13 protein-coding genes are annotated in these 17,945 nt (G+C 40.9%); 2 read left to right on the top strand and 11 right to left on the bottom strand.

Annotated features, from left to right (window positions below; genetic code table 11):
* Positions 1-50: 50 nt before the first annotated feature.
* The 3 genes from fcl to ACY0JR_RS05605 all read right to left on the bottom strand — a co-directional run bounded on the left by fcl (position 51) and on the right by ACY0JR_RS05605 (position 4,717).
* Positions 51-983, bottom strand: a complete 933-nt coding sequence (fcl, locus tag ACY0JR_RS05615) for a GDP-L-fucose synthase (RefSeq protein ID WP_462632961.1) — start codon at positions 981-983, stop codon at positions 51-53.
* A gap of 4 nt (positions 984-987) precedes the next feature.
* A complete protein-coding gene (gene gmd / locus ACY0JR_RS05610; protein WP_462632960.1) occupies positions 988-2,100 on the bottom strand; it encodes a GDP-mannose 4,6-dehydratase in 1,113 nt (370 codons plus the stop codon).
* An 847-nt stretch (positions 2,101-2,947) separates the two neighbouring features.
* Positions 2,948-4,717, bottom strand: coding sequence for an ABC transporter ATP-binding protein (locus ACY0JR_RS05605; protein ID WP_462632959.1), 1,770 nt, complete (start codon positions 4,715-4,717; stop codon positions 2,948-2,950).
* A 333-nt stretch (positions 4,718-5,050) separates the two neighbouring features.
* Here ACY0JR_RS05605 and ACY0JR_RS05600 point away from each other — a divergent pair, with 333 nt between their 5' ends.
* A complete protein-coding gene (locus tag ACY0JR_RS05600) occupies positions 5,051-5,260 on the top strand; it encodes a hypothetical protein (protein WP_462632958.1) in 210 nt (69 codons plus the stop codon).
* A 77-nt stretch (positions 5,261-5,337) separates the two neighbouring features.
* Here ACY0JR_RS05600 and ACY0JR_RS05595 read toward each other — a convergent pair whose 3' ends face one another.
* From ACY0JR_RS05595 to ACY0JR_RS05560, 8 genes are all read right to left on the bottom strand, one after another.
* Positions 5,338-6,255 (bottom strand): glycosyltransferase, encoded by a 918-nt coding sequence (locus tag ACY0JR_RS05595; protein ID WP_462632957.1) that lies wholly within the window; start codon positions 6,253-6,255, stop codon positions 5,338-5,340.
* A 41-nt stretch (positions 6,256-6,296) separates the two neighbouring features.
* Positions 6,297-7,424, bottom strand: a complete 1,128-nt coding sequence (locus ACY0JR_RS05590; RefSeq protein WP_462632956.1) for a glycosyltransferase family 4 protein — start codon at positions 7,422-7,424, stop codon at positions 6,297-6,299.
* A 437-nt stretch (positions 7,425-7,861) separates the two neighbouring features.
* Entirely contained in the window at positions 7,862-8,482 is a 621-nt protein-coding gene (locus tag ACY0JR_RS05585; RefSeq protein WP_462632955.1) for an acetyltransferase, read from the bottom strand.
* Complete coding sequence (locus ACY0JR_RS05580; protein ID WP_462632954.1) at positions 8,476-9,552, bottom strand: DegT/DnrJ/EryC1/StrS family aminotransferase; 1,077 nt, start codon at positions 9,550-9,552, stop codon at positions 8,476-8,478. Before ACY0JR_RS05580 ends, ACY0JR_RS05585 begins: the two co-directional genes overlap by 7 nt.
* Before the next feature lie 12 nt (positions 9,553-9,564).
* A complete protein-coding gene (locus tag ACY0JR_RS05575) occupies positions 9,565-11,004 on the bottom strand; it encodes an MOP flippase family protein (protein WP_462632953.1) in 1,440 nt (479 codons plus the stop codon).
* Positions 11,005-11,350: 346 nt separating this feature from the next.
* On the bottom strand, positions 11,351-13,258 hold the full coding sequence (gene asnB / locus ACY0JR_RS05570) for an asparagine synthase (glutamine-hydrolyzing) (protein WP_462632952.1): 1,908 nt from the start codon (positions 13,256-13,258) through the stop codon (positions 11,351-11,353).
* 659 nt (positions 13,259-13,917) lie between these two features.
* A complete protein-coding gene (locus ACY0JR_RS05565) occupies positions 13,918-14,895 on the bottom strand; it encodes a UDP-glucuronic acid decarboxylase family protein (protein ID WP_462632951.1) in 978 nt (325 codons plus the stop codon).
* A gap of 2 nt (positions 14,896-14,897) precedes the next feature.
* Positions 14,898-16,250, bottom strand: coding sequence for a UDP-glucose dehydrogenase family protein (locus ACY0JR_RS05560; RefSeq protein ID WP_462632950.1), 1,353 nt, complete (start codon positions 16,248-16,250; stop codon positions 14,898-14,900).
* Positions 16,251-16,713: 463 nt separating this feature from the next.
* Here ACY0JR_RS05560 and ACY0JR_RS05555 point away from each other — a divergent pair, with 463 nt between their 5' ends.
* Complete coding sequence (locus ACY0JR_RS05555) at positions 16,714-17,799, top strand: mannose-1-phosphate guanylyltransferase (RefSeq protein ID WP_462632949.1); 1,086 nt, start codon at positions 16,714-16,716, stop codon at positions 17,797-17,799.
* Positions 17,800-17,945 lie beyond the last annotated feature (146 nt).

Raw genomic sequence — 17,945 nt, 5'->3', positions numbered from 1 at the left:
TTACCTATATACTGACCTTTACTAATGGCTGATATTGATACAACTTTGGTCTAGTTGAACAACTTTGCACTCACCTCTTTATAGACCCCTTCAAGCCCCTGTTCCAAGGAAATAGATGCTTTCCAACCAAATGACGCCAACTTTGTCACATCCATCAATTTTCTTGGAGTTCCATCAGGTTTACTGGTATCAGTAATAATTTCCCCTTCAAATCCCACAATTCGTTGTACCAGTTTAGCCAAATCAAGAATAGAGATATCTTCACCTACCCCAATGTTTACTAGTCCTGGTTCATTATACGTCTGCATCAGGTAAAAACAAGCATCGGCTAGATCATCGGCATGCAAGAACTCTCTTTTAGGGGTACCTGTTCCCCAGATGGTAACCTGGCTTTCTCCCTTTACTTTTGCTTCATGCATTTTCCTAATGAGAGCGGGTAATACATGCGAGTTTTGCAGGTCATAATTATCATTGGGCCCGTACAGGTTGGTAGGCATCACTGATATATAATTACACCCATACTGATCCCGATAGGCATCACACATCTTGATTCCCGCTATTTTAGCAATGGCATAGGGTTCATTTGAAGGCTCAAGCTCTCCAGTGAGCAGGTATTCTTCTTTTAACGGCTGTGGAGCTAACTTTGGGTAAATACAGGAAGATCCCAGAAACATAAGTTTCTGCACCTGGTTTAGATAAGCCGCATGGATCACATTATTCTGAATCATGAGGTTATCGTATAGAAACTCCCCTTTATAGGTACTGTTAGCCACAATCCCGCCTACTTTAGCTGCCGCTAAAAAAACATAGGCTGGCCTTTCTGCCTGGAAAAAGGCATTTACCTCCTCCTGGTTCCGGAGATCTAGTTCTTTTGAGGTACGGGTTACCAGATTAGTATATCCTTCCTTTTCTAATTTTCTTGTGATTGCCGAGCCAACCATGCCTCTATGCCCGGCCACATAAACCTTGTCTTCCTTCAGCATTCAATTATTCAAATTGATTTTTAACTCTGTAGCCTTGCTCCAGCAACATCTTTTCTTTTTGGAAGTGCTCTACATCAGCCTCCATCATTTCCTTCACCAAACCAGCCAAATCATATTTAGGCTCCCACTTAAGCTTGGTTTTTGACTTAGTAGGATCACCAATCAATAGTTCCACTTCTGTAGGACGGAAATAACGCGGATCAACGGCTACCACTTCCTTGCCAACTTCAATCTGGTAATCTGGATTATGGCAGGCCACCACTGTTGCTTTTTCTTCTACCCCTTCGCCAGAAAACTCCAACTCTACTCCTACTTCTGCAAATGCCATTCTCACGAAGTCCCGCACTGTAGTTGTGATACCTGTGGCAATAACGTAGTCTTCTGGTGTGTCTTGCTGTAAAATAAGGTACATGGCCTCTACATAATCCTTGGCATGCCCCCAATCTCTTTGTGCATCAAGGTTACCCAGATATAATTTATCCTGCATACCTAACGCTATTTTAGCGGCCCCTCTAGTGATTTTACGCGTTACAAAAGTTTCACCTCTTAATGGGCTTTCATGGTTAAACAAGATACCATTGCAAGCATACATATTATAGGCCTCTCTATAGTTTACTGTAATCCAGTAGCCGTATAGCTTTGCCACGGCATAAGGGGAACGAGGGTAGAAGGGAGTGGTTTCACTTTGAGGAACTGCTTGCACTAAGCCATATAACTCAGAAGTAGATGCCTGGTAGATGCGGGTCTTTTCAGTTAATCCAAGGAGTCTTACCGCTTCCAAAATCCGGAGTGTTCCAATTCCATCGGCATTGGCGGTATATTCTGGAGTTTCAAAGCTTACCTGCACATGACTCATGGCACCCAAGTTATAAATCTCATCGGGTTGTACCTGCTGAATAATCCGGATGATGTTAGTGGAATCACTTAGATCACCATAGTGCAGGTGAAACCGGACGTTATTTTCGTGTGGATCTTGGTAAAGGTGGTCAATCCTGTCTGTGTTGAACAAGGAGCTACGGCGCTTTATACCATGCACCTCATATCCTTTTTTTAGCAGAAGATCTGCTAAATATGCACCATCTTGTCCGGTTATGCCTGTGATTAGAGCTTTTTTCATTTTAATTGACTTACTTTCAAGATTATATACATTTCAACATCCACTTTTTGCCCTAAAATGGTTGAACTGAAGTTAAATTGTAAGATAAATAGTTCCTGCAGCAAAGATGAGGAGAAATTTCTTAAAATAGGAATTTTTAAAGCATAAGCTTTTTACAGAATACCCTGAAGCGGTGCATTCTCTCCTCAAGAATATAATTATTCTTTCCTTATCTGATATTCTGAAACATAAAATGTTTTCATAGATTTATTATTAATCTATTCAACAGAAATCTCAAACAAGATTACCATAATCTCTGTTTCCTTGAATTCTACTTAGATAAATGAAAATGCCTTGACTTGTCTGTATTCAACTTTTCAGGATTTCACTAATGGTAATTACTGCAAGGAACCTACATACAGAGAAAGTTCCTTTGAACAGAAGTGGAATACAAGGAAACATTCAACTGTGAACCAACCAGGCTTTCCAATTTGTCCCTCGCGAAAGCTTCAGCTGTGCCTTCTTAGAGGGATCTATCTCTCTTTGGGGTGTTTTCCGAGAAACAGACTAAAACTGATGACGCTATGCAGAAGTTTGCAAAGAAGGCTCTTCAGCGTTCAAAGTTATTGAGAGATCTAAATGGTCTTCCAATCTCTTTGTGGCGCAAGCGTTTGCCTACATTAGGTGAGTTTCTGTTTTTGGGCTGTTTTCAGAAGAGTAGCTTAAAAGTTGGCTGAGGCAGGCGTTTGTATAAGAAACAGCCCTTTTGATGGTTAAAGATTAACTATTCTTAACAGACTATAGATAGAAAGGGGAACTACTATACCAGATAAACAAGCATTCTACTTATTGCAGCAAAAAGTTAGACTTAAATAACTGTTTTGATAAGATCTTCATACACCCACTCTGCAACTATCTCACTATCTTTCAGTTCGTATATTCTGTCACACTCTCTTAAGGTGGTAATACGATGCGCTATCATAAAGATTGTAATATTAGTATCAGCTAATTTATCTATTGCTTCGCTTACTTCCCGTTCTGTGTTATTGTCTAAGGCGCTGGTGGCTTCATCAAGCACCATGATTTCTGCCTTCTTGTACAATGCCCTGGCAATTCCAATTCGTTGTTTCTGGCCTCCTGAAAGCTTTGACCCTCTTTCTCCTATCTCCGTATGAACACCATCTGGTAATTTTTGAACAAAATCTTCTAATGAAGCATACTTTAAAGCATACATAAGCCGAGTGTTATCTACCTTAGGGTCTCCTAACGTGATATTATCTTGAATGGTACCTTCCATTAAGAAGGTATCTTGCTTCACGTACCCTATCATTCTATACCAATCCAGCTTATTCTTTTCACTTAGTGGCACACCATCAACCAAGATCTGTCCTTCCTGCTCCAAGTAAAAACGAAGTAGAATGTTCATTAAGGTTGTTTTACCAGAGCCTGAAGCACCTATAAACCCTACTTTCTCCCCCTTTCCTACAGTAAAGTTTACTTTTTGTATTACTTTCTTCTCTGTACCTGGGTATGCAAAGGAAATATCATCAAACTTAATAAAGTCTTTGAATGATAGTATTTCTTGATCATCACTTGAAACAAGTGATTTCTCATATTCTTTAAATTCATCTAAAAGCCCTAAAACATAATTATTTTGCTTTAGCATCATAACTTGCAAAAGCAACCTATTTACCGAAGGCATTAACCGGTAAGCTGCTGCTGCGAACAAACCAACTAAGGCAATTAGGCTTCCAGAATACTGAGGTAACAAAACAGAATATAGAAAAATAGTAACTACCCCCAAAATAGCTACCATCTCAATTATTTTCATCGGCACCAAGCTATACAAAAAGCCCTTTGCTCCTAGGTCCTGTATTTCAATTTGTTTCTCTACATAATGATTTTTATTATCTCGTACTCTATTTGCTAATTTAAACTCTACAAATCCATTAAAAGAATTCATAAGAAGTGTATGGGAAACAGGACGTAAATCATTTAGCCTTGTACCTATATGCTCTGACTTATCTTTCACAGCTTTATAGGTTAAGAGAGCACTAGGCACAAGAATTAAAGCCAACAATAAGGCTAAAATTGGCTGATAAATTAATATTCCTACTACAATAATTACTATCATAGTAAGGTCAGAGAATAACAAATACAATGGTCTAATGATACCTTCCACAAAAACTGTTGGAAGATGGCTCACTTTATTCATTAGGCCTGAAGACCCCATATCCTGAAAGTGCCAATAGGGCAAGTTCAAGTACTTATCGTATTGACGTTTAACGACTTTTATAGCAATTTGAGCAGTAAACTGAACTTGCTTATAGTTAATCCATACAGTAAATAAGTTCTTAACTAAGAAATAAACAAATACTGCTAATATCAGGAAAACCATAAAAGCCTTAAAGCTTTGGAAACCCAGCGTTTCATATGCAAAGGCCATATACTTGTTGGTCTTAACAACTTCTGGATTTGTGGCAGTCATAATGACAGGCACAAGTGATGCCAAACCAACTACATCTAACATAGCAGCAAGCAGTAGCAAAAGGAAGTTTACGATTGCTACTCCTTTTTCTCTACCTGTCAAGTACTTTGCAACACCTTTGATAGATTGGAATATAATTCCGTTTTTCATAAAACTCTATTAGAAAATTTTCCAAGGTATAGAGTAAGCCATTTCACTTACTCTATACCTTGGAAAGCTATAAACTCAAAAATAAGACCTACTTACTTGTTAAACTTTCTACCACTTATCAATAAATACCTATGTCAAAATCAAACATTCTCTAGATTTCGGGTTATAGGGCAACTACTTATACTTACTCCTCCATATGCTGGATGGCGTTGATCATCTCCTCATGATTGAATAGTAGCTAGGCTTCCTATAAATACCTTGAATTCTCCGCCTCTTTCCTGCTTCTTCATGTTATAAGGACGTTAGTGCAGATATGTTTACCTGTATAGGGAAATGGACTACCCTACCGGCCTGCACTTGGAAGAAGACACCTACAACAAAGTGAAGATAAACTATCTCTTTACTACTTTCCCAAGGATAAGACTCAGCTTACCCGTCTTCTCGCTATATATGCGTGGTAGTGTAGAGCAGTCCTCTGTAGGTCTAAGCCCTGCCTGGCAAGTAAGCTACAACTCTACATCACTAGATTTGGCGGGACACTAGCTACAGGCACTCTCTCTATTGATGTTTATGCTACTTGCACTTAGTATACTTAAAACACTCAATGACACACGTCAAAATTAGCTCAACTGTTGCTTAAGTTGGATTAGTTTTTTTCTGAATGCCTTTGGCAAGAACGAGATAAAAAAATAAAAATACTGAGATGGAGCAAAGTTCCATTTAACTTTTATACTTTCTATTAATTTAGCCCTTGCATTAGATAAATTATCTTTCAAAAATTCATCTACCCCATAAATAAGAAAAGCATACGCAATTTGATTCTGATAGATAGGCTTATACTTATCTCCGTAAATTTCTGTAATTGAATCAATAGTTGTAATCACATCTTCAAATGCCTCTTTCCCTTTGAGATTCCGCATCATTCCTCCAGAATGCAATCTATAATCGCCTAAAATCTCTTGGATATACCCTATTCTAGATTCTTTGACTATATGTAACGTAATAAAGAGATCTGCAATAAAATGAATTTTAGGGCTTACTCCATAAGAAGGCAATGCGCTTCTCCTAAACATCTTAGAAGAGTTCCCAAAAATGCTGCTATAAATAAACAAATCCTCTATAGTATAATACTGCTTAATAACCGGTGGTTTTACAATACGAACTGTAGCTCCAGTATCATTATCAAACGCACGTAAGTCATGGGCAACCATTACGCAATCTGGATTTTGATCTAAGAAATCAACCTGTTTCTGAAGTTTTCCCGGCAGCATATAATCATCACCGTCTAGCATTGCAATATACTCACCCCTGCACTGCTTTAAAGTATCATCAAAGTTGATTGTAGAACCAACATTTTTGCCACGATCAATCAACCTAACAATACCTGGGTTTTGTTCTTGAATTGCTTCAATGATTGCTCTTGTGTTGTCAGTAGAATAATCTTCCCCCACAACAATTTCATACTTGAAGTCTACCTTCTGATCAAGTATACTTTTTAGAGCTACTGCAATAAAATCTTCATGATTATAAGTAATCATGGCTATGCTTAGCTTCAGTTCTTCCACAATTGATTACTTAATTATTGATCTTTTAACAACGCTTCATAATGAGCCATCGTTTCAGTTGAAACACTAAACTTCTCAACTACAGTACTCTTCAGTTCTCTTCCAAGCTCATGAAGCATGGATTTGTTATGGTATACCTGATTTATGGCCTCTAAGATATGCAGCTCAGTTTGGTTTTTGGGCATTAAAAACCCATTCTTTTGATCTATGATGTAATCACTGAAATCACCCACACCCTCACAGACAGCCACCGGTTTCTCTAAAATACCCATTTCTTTGACTACACTATTGCTGGCCTCCGTTAAAGATGGATGAATTAGAAGGTCAGCCGCGGCCATGAAATTTAATATTTCAGTAGTATATCCCACAAAGATAATGTGTTTCTGCAGGGCATTATCAACCACGTACCTCTCTAACTTTCCCTTTTCAGGACCATCATCCAGTACCAAAACTTTGATGTCTAATCCTTTTCTAATTAATTCATTGAAAGCTTTGAAAGCAATTTCATGCCTTTTCAGGGGCACAAAGCGGGAACACATAATCAAAAGTAAATGACTTCTATATTGTTCTCTTATGGCATTTACTCTAGATGGATCTGGTTTCTTGTATTTAGAAAAATCATATATATAGGGAATGATACGTACTTTCCCCATATCAACCTTTTCGAATTCTTTCATTCCTTGGTAAACCCCAGAGGAAGGAACTATGATTTTCTTTGCCAAAAAATTCACTAGTCTCTCCCCCATCACTTCATTTTTATTAATATTTAGGGTGCTACCTTCTAGAAGCAAGTCAAATCTGAAGTGATGCCTAAAAATAACAACTTTGGCTCTAATGAAAAACTGGGCAACAACAGCAATAATATTTACAGGTTGCAGATGCGAAAAAATATAATCAATATGATTTTCATAGCAGAATTTCACCAAATACCACCATTGCATCAAGTGGTATATGATAGAGTTAGTACTAGTTACAGGGTGTGCATATACCTTTACGCCTAACTTCTTTACATCCTCATGCAATAACCCCTCTTCACAGGTTGTAAGCAGATATATACTATGTCCCCGTTTTATCAGTTCGATAAAGATAGTATCAAAGCCAATAGCTCTTTTGTTTGAAGGGTAATAATACAGTATGTTCATTCAACCTATTTTAAAATCTAGTTCTATTCCACAGAAGAAAACAATCATCAAAATGCTTACTCGTTAACATTCTTACTGGCTTCTTTCCTTCAAATACTTAATCAAATTAAGAAAGCAACTTCATCATATAAAGATCGCTATTTTCTATAAGGCCTCTTTATACAATAGTTAAAAAACTAATTTTCAGAAATATTCAATAAAAATAAAACACTTTATTCATGCATAACTAACCTTTCAACATACCTCCAAATACCCTGAGCGTTTATAGATTTTTAGCTTGATCTTTTTGGCTATCATTTGCAAGTCTTTTAGCAACAAACCTGCCTGTAAAATAAATTTCAAAATAGAAAAATACCTAGCATGATCTAATCACTAACAAATCTATTTCATTAGTTAATTATCCTAATAAAAAATATCTGAAAGAGTATCAGCTACTTCTATATCCTTGGTTGCGCCGGTACTCCAACCGCAAGAGAGTTGCTTTCCAAGTTTTTGGTTACTACTGCTCCTGCACCAATGATTACATTGTCTCCAATCTTTATTTTTGGTAATATGATAGCTCCAGTACCAACAGTTGTAAAGTTCCCGATACTTACTCCTCCTGTAATGGTTACTCCAGGCGAAATCTCACAGAATTCTCCAACTAAAGAATCATGGTGAATTGAACATTTTGCATTGATGAGTGTACCTCTTCCTATTTTGACATCATTGGATATGAATGATTTTTGCATAATATTTACTCCTTCTCCCAACTCCACATTAAAACTGCCAATTTCAGCATTCCCAGCAATCACAGACACAAGTTCACCTCCTATATCCTCTAGTTTAGAACATAAAGCATACCGTTGCTGTGCTCCTCCTATACCTAAAACAAAGAAGGGGTCTATTTCAAAAAGCTTCACAACTTCTTCTTTGGAGCGGATGATAGAAAAAAGATTATATAGCTTTTCAGGTAAATCAGTGCTTACATCATCATATAAATGAATGATCTGGTTTGATTGTTTGTGGAGGATCTCTAATACTTCTTTAGCATGTCCTTTAGCGCCTGCTATCAGCATATCAAAGCATTTTCAATGGCAGCACATATTTCATGCACTTGACGCTCTTCAAGTTCATAGAAAAGTGGTAAGCAAAGTACTCTTTTAGCTATGTTTTCTGAGACATCACATTTTTGCTCTTCTAAATAAGGCAAGTTATTTAAAGAGGGGTAGAAATACCTTCTGGTATTAATCATATTATCTGACAGCGACGCTTTTACTTTTACCAATTCCTTTTCAGAATGAAACAGAATTGGATAATAAGCACCATTGTACTCAAAGTCATCTACAACATCGGGCCTTGTTAGTCCTTTTGGCAATAACAACTCATCATAGAGCTTGATAAGAGAATTACGCTTAAGTATGAATTTATCTATCAAAGGCAAAGTACAAAGCCCCATAGCAGCATGAAGTTCTGAGTTTTTACCATTAATCCCCATTAGGAAATAATCATCATATACATGCCCAAATTGGTGGAACAAGGTTATTTTCTTAAATAGCTCATCATCGTTCGTGATGATGGCCCCTCCTTCTATGGTATGAAACAATTTTGTTGCATGGAAACTTACAGTGGATACATCTCCGAAACTTAAAACAGCCTCACCTCTATATTTTGCCCCAAATGCATGAGCTCCATCATATATGACTTTTAGATTAAATTTTTCTGCAATTGAGTTGATTTTTTCAACTGCACATGGAAACCCGTAAACATGAGTTGCTAGTATAGCAGAGGTTCTTTCCGTAATCTTCTGCTCAATCTTATCTGGATCAATGCAATAAGTATTTGACTCAATATCTACAAAAATTGGCTCACACCCTTCCCAAAGGATAGAGGTTGTAGTAGCTACATATGAAAAGGGGGTAGTGATAATTTCACCTTTGAGTTCTAAAGCTTTTATTGCAATTTGCAGAGCTATTGTACCATTTGAAACGAAAAGCAAATGCTTAACACCCAAGTAATTCTTCAACTTTTCCTCTAGTTCTAAGACTAGAGGCCCTCTATTCGTAACATATGACCTTTCCCATATTCCTTTCAAATATGTTGTGTATTCTTCTAAGGGCGGAAGAAAAGTCTTTGTAACATTAATCATCAAAACTCCTTTTTATTTTTTTAAAATATCTTTGATTTCAGTGAAAACAGATGAATTGAAAATGATTGTACCTACTACATAAGAAGTCACCCCTACCAGCACCCCTGCACCTAACAGAAGCGGAGCAGATAAAACAGAATCAAGCGTATCTACGCTGAAATAGACTGCTATTGCCATCATACCTGACAAAGCGGCAGCTGGCATCAAATTTATATACATTTTACTCATTCTAATATGAACTGCTTTACTTAGCAGCCAGAATTTTGGGAAGGAGATTAATAGATTGGCGATAGCCTTGCAAACAATAATCCCGAATACTCCCCAAGGTAGTCCTATAAAAACGACCGCAATTAATAAGCCTTTTTCAAAGGGAGCTATCTTGAACAAAAGATCGCTACGCCCTTGAGATACTATTATTGGGTCATGGATGCTATTAAAAGATATTAATATTCCTAAAGGGGCAAACCATTGCAGCATAGGAACCATACCTAACCATTTTGACCCAAAAACTACTTCTACAAAAGGATGCGCGACCAAGGCTAGCCCAATCATCATTGGGAAGATTATTAACGCAAGCACCCGAGCCGTACGGAGGTATATATCAGCAACTCGTTTTTTATCATCCTGTATCTGAGCAAGTGAGGGCATTAGTACACGAGCAAGGACTGAGGAAACATTGGACACGGGCAACATGGTGAAGGCATTAGCCCTACCATACTCACCTAATTGCTTCTTGTTAATATATTTCCCAATTAATACAGTGTCTATGTTGGTAGCTATGTAGTCAAAAATGCCAATAAAGAAGATATGCCCGCCCACTCTACTTAATTGACGAATAGCCTTCTTGCTGAAAACAAATTTTGGCTTCCACCTACAGAAATACAGATAGAAGCAGGTAAGAGCTAACGTATTAACAATACTTTGAATAAGAAGACTCCAAACTCCCCCACCTAGACTGGCACAAAGAATGGCAATTGTGTAGGAAATAAAAATTGAACTGAAAGTTGTAATTGCTAATTGTTTAAATGCCAATTGCCGATTCAAAATGGATACATGAACCCCGGTAAGTGCGGCCAAAACAAAGTTAACGGAGACAGCAGCAGTTAAATACGTAAGAGATGGCTCATTATAAAACCTTGCAATAATTGGAGAAAGCAGCGCAAATACCGACGTCAGTAACACACCTAATCCCAAGTTTACCCAGAAAACAGAAGAAAGCTCTATCTCTGAAACTTCTTTTTGCTGAATAAGTGCTATTCCAAAGCCAAAACTGGTAAAATGATGTGCTAAGCCAACAAGTACGGTTAACATAGCCATTAAACCAAACTCCCCCGGTGATAACAGACGGGCTAGCATGATAGAGGAGACCATGATCACCCCTTGGGTCCCAAATTGACTTATTGCGCTCCATTTAACTCCTGAAACAGCTTTTTCTTTGAAAGTAGTAGTCACTATAGTTACTATGTCCTTTAAATTTGTTTGAGTTTTCTCACCTTCCTAAGTAAGCGTTCACAGAAAACTATATTTTTAATCCTAAACTTCTCAATCTTCACACATCATTATAGCACACCTGATTACTCTACTCCATTAGCCGATGCGACTAACGAGGCTCATACTCAAGGAACACTTATATATAAAGTTATTAAAGAATAGTATTTAATATTTAAAGCCTACCTTCTATCACTAACTGCAATCATTTGATCTTATTTAGTCAATTAGGATATTCAAAGCTGTGTTTTAGTGAAGGAGCTAATATGACGCAAATTAAAAGACTGAAATTAGCACGTAAGCTTAAGTCCTACGCCATCCACTTCTTGCACCAATGCTGGAACACCACCAAGGCCCAGATGCGAGCATGGATATCACCGGGATTGTTGGAGAAAAGCTGGGCTTTTAGCCGTTGAATTTCTTTCAGGTTGAAAATACCTTGGGCTTCAATGAAGGCATCTGACAACAGATCATCCACAATCATAGGCCGTAGTTCGTTTTGGAACCATTTTAGCAAAGGTACTTCGAAACCATGCTTAGGGCGTTTGTATAATTCCGGCGGAAGCATTTCGCGGAACGCATCTTGCACAATCTTCTTTTTCATACCTCCATCAATTTTGGAAGACTGAGGCAAGGAGAAAGCAAAATTGACTACTTTATAGTCCAGGAACGGCGTGCGCACCTCCAGGCTGTTGGCCATAGACATTAGATCCACTTTGGTGAGCATATCATTAGGCAACACCAACTGCATGTCCGTTAACAAGACTTCATTTATGTCCCCTTTTTGGGAAAGATGGCTTAAAATCTTCTGCCGGCGTTTCTTGTAGACATCTTTGGAAAGTATCTTTTTGGATTTCCCGCTGAGCAGAGATTTGGCATCTTCTTCAGTGGCAAAGGAAGCCCAGCGCCAGTAGCGGTCTTTGGCGGAAAGGTTCATCCCTTCGCCGAAGCGTTGAAACTGACGGATGCGGTTTCCGAAGGAAGAGTTCCTGGATTTGGGCATCATTTCCCAAAGCGGCAGTAATGCGGCCACGGTCTCGGCGGCAAATCCGCCTTGGCGCACCTTGTATTCCGCCATGTGCTTGTTATAACCGGCAAAAAGCTCATCGGCCCCATCTCCCGACAAGGCTACGGTTACTTTCTGGCGGGTGTAGTGGCTGAGGATATTGACGGCTAGGGCCGAAGAATCGGCAAAGGGCTCATCTATGTACTCTAATGCCCGGAATAGGTGTTCGTACAAATCATTATTGGTGAGCGAGAAGACGGTATGATTGGTCTTGTATTTGTCTGCCACCAATTTGGCGTACTTGGTCTCGTCAAAGAACGGCTCGTCTTTGTACCCAATGGAGAAGGTGTTCAGGTGCTGGGTATGACGCGAAGCCAAGGCTACAATGGCCGAGGAGTCAATTCCTCCGCTCAGGAAAGCGCCTAAGGGCACATCGGCAATCATACGGCGCTGCACGGCTCCGTCCATCAGGTCAACCAGTTTTTTCTGCTGTGCCTCATAGGTGAGATCATTGTGCTTAACCTTTTTCTCGTCGTACGGAATCTTGTACCAACGCTTCACCTCCACTTTGCCTTTTTTACTTACCATGAAGTAATGGCCGGGCATGAGCTTCTTCACCCCTTTGAAAATAGAAGCGGGCGCGGGAATGTAGTTTAGCTGCAGGTATTCATACAAAGAAGCATAGTCTAACTTACGCGGAATTCCGAACGTGAGCAGCGACTTCATCTCTGAGGCAAACACCAATTTATCCTCATCCTGATACATCAGGAGGGGCTTTACGCCGTATCGGTCCCTAGCGACAAATAAGCTCTCCTCTTCCTTGTCATAGATAGCGAAAGCGAAAAAGCCGTTCAGTTTTTTAAGAAAAGAGGGTCCTTCTTCAATGTAATACTTCAGGAGCACCTCTGTGTCTGACTGCGAGAAGAAGGTGTATCCTTTTTCCACGAGTTGCTTCTTCAGTTCCTGGTAATTGAAGATTTCACCGTTGAACACAATGGTATAGCGCTCATTCTCTGTATGCATGGGCTGGCACGCCACATCACTTACATCAATGATGGACAACCGCCTGTGCCCCAATCCTACCGGCCCATGGGTAAAATGCCCGCTAGAGTCTGGGCCGCGCGATTGAAGCGCGTCAGTTGAGTCTGATAAACGTTGGATAGCCAAACGGCCTTCCTGAGTAAAAGCGTAGATTCCTGATATACCGCACATATGCCGCAAAGGTACGATATATCCTTGAGACGGTTACTTATATTGTTTAGATTATACTTCGCCCTTACCTATTCTTCTTTTAAGGCCCCAAGAAACATACATATACTATTGAAAATCAAACCAGTAACTTCTTACTTAAACATTAATTCTCTATTCTCAAGTAGATTCAACTACTAAAATCACTATTTACCTACCTTGCAGAATTTACAATTTAGTAACACAGCTTACTGTTTAAGCAGTTACAAAACTCTGCATACAACTCTCTTTCAAGCAATTACTCCTACAGAATATAATGACAATTAAAAAAAAGCTGTATGTATAGAAATAATCTACGCAAGGCCTATAGACACGCTTAAAACCTATTTACAGGCTCTTTTCTTCAAATCTGTTGTAAAACGAGCCACTACCCAGCAAAGCTCCGACCGCTTCATAATGACACTTCCGGTTCTTTTCTGCACAGTTACCTTTAGCCTCTAACTCGACGAGTTATAGGCAGAGTTAGCAGACGAAACTACTGATGCAGAGACTCGCAGGTCTTCCAGTGCTATGAGGCTTTTAAGCTTATTTCCTTAAAATGGCTCAGAAACGAGGCACCTAAACACAAAGAGGGTTTACAGACAACATCCGCAAACCCTCTTTGTGTTTAACTTAATTACTTTCTAGAACGTCAAGGCCTCAGTGGGAGCGGTTTCCACGTGCTCTTTGAAGTACTCCAGGGTGCGTCTCAGACCTTCCGAGCGGGACACCTGCGGCTCCCAGCCCAGAATCTCCTTGGCTTTGGAGATATCAGGACGGCGGCGTTGCGGGTCATTCTCCGGCAGGGGTTGGTAGCCCAGTTTCAGCTCAACGCCGGTCAGGCGACAGATCTCTTCGGCGAACTCCTTGATGGTCACCTCAGATGGGTTACCGATGTTCACCGGAAGGACGTAATCGCTCAGGAGCAGACGGTAGATCCCCTCTATCAGGTCGTCTACGTAGCAGAAGGAGCGGGTCTGTGAGCCGTCCCCGAAGATGCTCAACTCTTCGCCCCTGAGCGCCTGGCTCATGAAGGCGGGAAGTACGCGACCGTCGTTGAGGCGCATGCGCGGGCCGTAGGTGTTGAAGATGCGCACAATGCGCGTCTCCACCCCGTGGTGCGTGTGGTAGGCCATGGTGATGGCCTCTTGGAAACGCTTGGCCTCGTCGTAGCAGCCGCGCGGGCCTACCGGGTTCACGTTACCCCAGTACTCCTCCACCTGCGGGTGCACCTCGGGGTCACCGTACACCTCAGAGGTGGAGGCAATCAGCATGCGTGCGCCCTTTGCCCGGGCCAGGCCCAGCAGGTTGTGCGTACCCAAGGAGCCCACCTTCAGCGTCTGGATCGGGATCTTGAGGTAGTCTATCGGCGAAGCCGGGGAGGCGAAGTGCAGGATATAGTCCAGGTGGCCAGGCACGTGCACGTACTTGGAGACGTCATGGTTGTAGAACTCGAAGTTCTCCAGCTTAAACAGGTGCTCTATGTTCTTCAGGTCACCGGTGATGAGGTTATCCATCGCAATCACGTGGTAGTCCTCGCGGATGAAGCGGTCGCACAGGTGCGAGCCCAGGAATCCGGCCGCACCGGTAATCAGTACGCGTTTTCTATTCTCTTTTGCCATTCTTAGTTTGTTGTCTCGATAACAGGTTGTACTTCCTGAACCCCGATGCCGTAATAGGCGAAGCCCAGCTCCTGCAGTTCCTTGGCCTCGTAGATGTTGCGGCCATCAATGATGACTTTATTTTTCAACAGCTTCCCAATCACTTGGAAATTTGGTGAGCGGAATTCAGGCCACTCAGTTACAATAAGCAATGCGTCAGCATCAATCAGAGCCTCATATTCGTCTTTTGAATATTCTACACTGTCATTGTCGCCAATCATGTGCTTGGCTTCTTTGATAGCCACTGGGTCATAGGCCTTCACACTGGCACCCTCCGCTAACAACTTCTCAATGATCACCAGAGATGGTGCCTCGCGCATGTCATCGGTTTTTGGCTTGAAGGAAAGGCCCCAAAGAGCAAACGTCTTACCGGCGATTTCCCCACCGAAGTGCTTCATCACCTTGTTGAACAAAACCTCCTTCTGGTTCTCGTTCACTGACTCCACCGCTTTGAGAATCTGCATCTCATAGCCGTTGTCCTCGGCAGTTTTGATCAACGCTTTCACGTCTTTAGGAAAGCAAGAACCGCCATAACCGATGCCAGGGTAAATGAACTTGTTACCTATACGGCTATCGGAGCCAATGCCTCTGCGCACCATGTTCACATCGGCACCCATGATCTCGCACAGATTGGCAATATCGTTCATGAAGCTGATCTTGGTGGCCAGCATGGAGTTGGCGGCATACTTGGTCATCTCAGCGGAAGGAACGTCCATAAAGATGATCGGGTGCCCGTTCATCAGGAAAGGCTTGTAAAGCTTGCGCATCACTTCCTCGGCTTGCTCACTCTCCACCCCTATCACAATACGGTCTGGCTTAAGGAAGTCATCAATGGCTGCACCTTCTTTGAGGAACTCAGGGTTTGAGGCCACATCGTAGGTTAAAGTAGACTGGCGTTTCTCCAACTCCTCAGCAACGGCTTGCTTCACTTTGTTAGCGGTACCTACTGGAACGGTGCTTTTGGTTACCACCACCAAGTAGTCATCCATGTGCTGACCGATCTCGCGGGCCACGCCTAATACATACTTAAGGTCAGCTGAGCCGTCCTCGCCCGGAGGCGTACCTACGGCGATAAATGCCGCGTCGCAGCCTTTGATGGCGGAGGCTAAGTTGGTAGAGAAATGAAGACGGCCTTTCTCCACATTACGGAGCACCATTTCTTCCAAGCCGGGCTCGTAAATGGGCAGGATACCCTGCTTAAGATCTTCAATCTTCTTGACATTCACGTCAATACAGGTTACATCAATACCTACCTCGGCAAAACATGTGCCTGTCACCAGGCCCACGTAGCCCGTTCCTACTACTGCTATTCTCATGGTGTTTTTCTTATATTAAATTTTTGATTTTCGGACAAATGTAAGAATATATCTATTAAATTATAAAACATACTAAAAGCATCTTATAACCAATAGATAATAGTACACGCTTTAGTTGCTTTATTGTTAAACAATGCAAAATGTTCAACAAACAGCTCCAACTCCTTTACTAAAGTACGTCATTCTCGTGTCTAATCCTACAGCTTTCATGCCAACTCAAGAAGAAGGTTCTAGTTCTTGAATGTGTAAATCAGGCAATTAAGCTACTTCCACTCTTGTTTGATTTAGAAATTTTCAATTTGTTGGCATCATAATTTCATATCTAGTAAAATACTTTAAAAATCAAACGTTGGCATTTATTCTTTTGAAGCCATTTCACATCTATTTGTAAATTTTAAAGAACTACTTACCTTTGCCACAATAAAATTTAATCTTACATCATTTATATAAAATAAAATCAGATATGAATACTTTACCAGAAAACATATATGTAGTAGTAATGGCCGGCGGAGTAGGGAGTCGCTTTTGGCCGTTCAGCAGAAACAATCACCCAAAACAGTTTCATGATGTTCTCGGTATTGGGGAAAGCCTGATCCAGTCAACTGTAAAACGTTTCTCTACTGTTTGCCCTACAGAAAACATATACGTTGTCACCAATAGGGAATACAAAGACCTGGTACAGGAACACCTGCCTGAATTAACTTCTGATCAGATTTTACAGGAACCTGTAGGGCGTAATACCGCTCCCTGCATCGCGTATGCCTGTTTCAAAATAGCCCAAAAAGACCCCAATGCCGTTGTTATAGTGGCTCCGGCAGACCATGTGATTTTACGTGAGCAGGCGTTCCTGGAATGTGTACACCAGGGAGTAGCGGCAGCCGGCCAAGAAAACATCTTAGTTACCATTGGCATTAAACCTACCCGTCCTGATACTGGATATGGCTATATCCAGTATGCCCCAGATGGTGCCCAGGCGTTGCAGAAGGTAAAAACTTTTAGGGAAAAACCTTCTTTAGAGCTTGCTCAGTCGTTTTTACAAAGTGGCGACTTTGTTTGGAACGCAGGCATTTTCATCTGGAACATTCAAGCCATTGTTGGTGCCTTCAAGGAGCACCTGACAGACATCGCGGATTTATTTGAGACGGGAGCATCTACTTACTATACGGCAGGCGAAGAGTCCTTTATCAATACGGTTTATGAACAGTCCCGCAATGTATCCATTGATTATGGCATCATGGAAAAAGCAGAGAACGTGTATGTGATTTTAGGAGACCTGGGTTGGTCTGATGTGGGCACTTGGAATTCATTGTACAGCATTGCCCTTAAAACACCAGAAGGGAATGTGGTAGACGGCAATACTATGCTTTATGACACCCAGAATTGCATCATTAAAACGCCCCAAGGCAAATTAGTGGTTATTCAAGGCCTTCATGATTATATAGTAGCCGAGCACGACAATGTGCTTATGATTTGCGAGCGTAAAAACGAGCAGCAGGTAAAGGATTTTGTCTCTGATGTAAAGGCAAACAAAGGAGCCTTGTACGTCTGAGTTTCCTAAGCCCTAGCAAAGCTCAATCTGCCAATGATACCTCATTAAAGAAGCAAAAGCCCGAAGCGCTAGAAAAATAATTTCCCGATTTGATTATTTTAAATTCATTTTGGGAAATCAGTAGTTGAAATAAAGCATCTCAACTA

It is taken from the genome of Rufibacter sp. JT3400010 (genome assembly GCF_054956755.1).
Note: the sequence above shows the minus strand (reverse complement) of the source record. Positions and strands in the feature narration are given on the sequence as shown.